This is a genomic window from Streptacidiphilus melanogenes (assembly GCF_000787835.1).
GTDB lineage: Bacteria > Actinomycetota > Actinomycetes > Streptomycetales > Streptomycetaceae > Streptacidiphilus > Streptacidiphilus melanogenes.
Genome location: NZ_BBPP01000046.1, coordinates 1 through 1,125 on the forward strand (window position 1 = coordinate 1; position 1,125 = coordinate 1,125).

A 1,125-nucleotide genomic window follows, 5' to 3' on the forward strand; every position below is an offset into this window, starting at 1 on the left:
GAACCGCGCACACAGCAGAGCGGCGGGGTACGGCCCGAAGGACCGTACCGCCGCCGCTCTGTGTACTCAGGGTGCGCTCAGGCCGGCTGAGCCAGCCGGGACAGCTCCACGTCGATGGCCTCCGCCATCAACGTCCGCGCGTGCGCGAGCGGAAGGCTGCCGCTGAGCCAGCGGGTGCTGAGGCCCTCCAGCAGCGCCGTCAGCCGCTCGGCCGCCTGCGCGAGCGCTCCGGCCCCGGCCATCGGGTGGACCTTGCCCAGCAGTTCGGCGACCTCCTGGACCCAGACGAGCGTGGCGCGGGCCAGGTCCTCCCGCAGGTCGGGCTCGAAGACGGCGCTCGCGCGCAGCTCGCCCCACGCCGTGCTGTTCTCCCGCACCTGCGGGGTGTCCTGGAACTCCAGCAGCAGCGTCTGCTCCAGCTCACCGCGGGCGTCCAGCGGCGGGGCGTCGGGGTCGCGGCCGGTCGTGTAGTCCCCGGCGCGGTCGTTGATGAAGTCCAGCGTGGCCCGGAGGATGCCCTGGCGGTTCTTGAAGTGGTAGTAGATCAGCGCCGTGGAGACACCGGCCTCCGCGGCGAGCTCCTCCACCCTCAGTCCGCGCACACCCCGCCGGGCGATCACCCGCGCGGCCGCTTCCAGCATCGTCGTTCTACGGTCGGCCATAATCCGGCACCCTACATGCGTCATCGGTCGCCCACGGCAGGGCTGACTGAAAATGTAGTCCACGGCAGGGACACGGCGCATCGGCGCTCCCAAAGTATTGACCGAGCGCCCGGTTAGTAATAACTTCGCGGCCAACTCGCCCCGCGTCCCGTACATCCCCGCGCCCCGGGAGGACTCCCGTGTTCGACCTGAGCGTCGTCAAACTCGCGATGCTGGCCGTCCTCGCCGTGGTCGTCTTCGGCCCCGACCGGCTCCCCGGACTCATCGGTGAGGCGGTCCGATTCCTGCAGGCCGTCCGCTCCTTCGCCCGAGCCGGCACCGAGGAGCTCCGACGCGAGCTGCCGGAGGAGCTGCGCGACCTCACGGCCGCGGACCTCGACCCGCGGGCCCTGGTCAGCCGGCTCGCCGACGTCCCGATCCCCGACCCCGACCCCGGCCCCCGTCCCGATCAGCCGTCCGCCGC

The 1,125-nt window shown here is 72.0% G+C and carries 2 protein-coding genes; one reads left to right on the forward strand and one right to left on the reverse strand.

Annotation, left to right across the window (positions count from 1 at the left end):
- Positions 1-77: 77 nt before the first annotated feature.
- Positions 78-662, reverse strand: a complete 585-nt coding sequence (locus TR49_RS32880) for a TetR/AcrR family transcriptional regulator (RefSeq protein WP_042388206.1) — start codon at positions 660-662, stop codon at positions 78-80.
- Positions 663-841: 179 nt separating this feature from the next.
- Here TR49_RS32880 and TR49_RS44160 point away from each other — a divergent pair.
- Positions 842-1,125, forward strand: a 284-nt coding sequence (locus TR49_RS44160; RefSeq protein WP_052434842.1) for a twin-arginine translocase TatA/TatE family subunit, incomplete at its 3' end; no start/stop codon positions are given.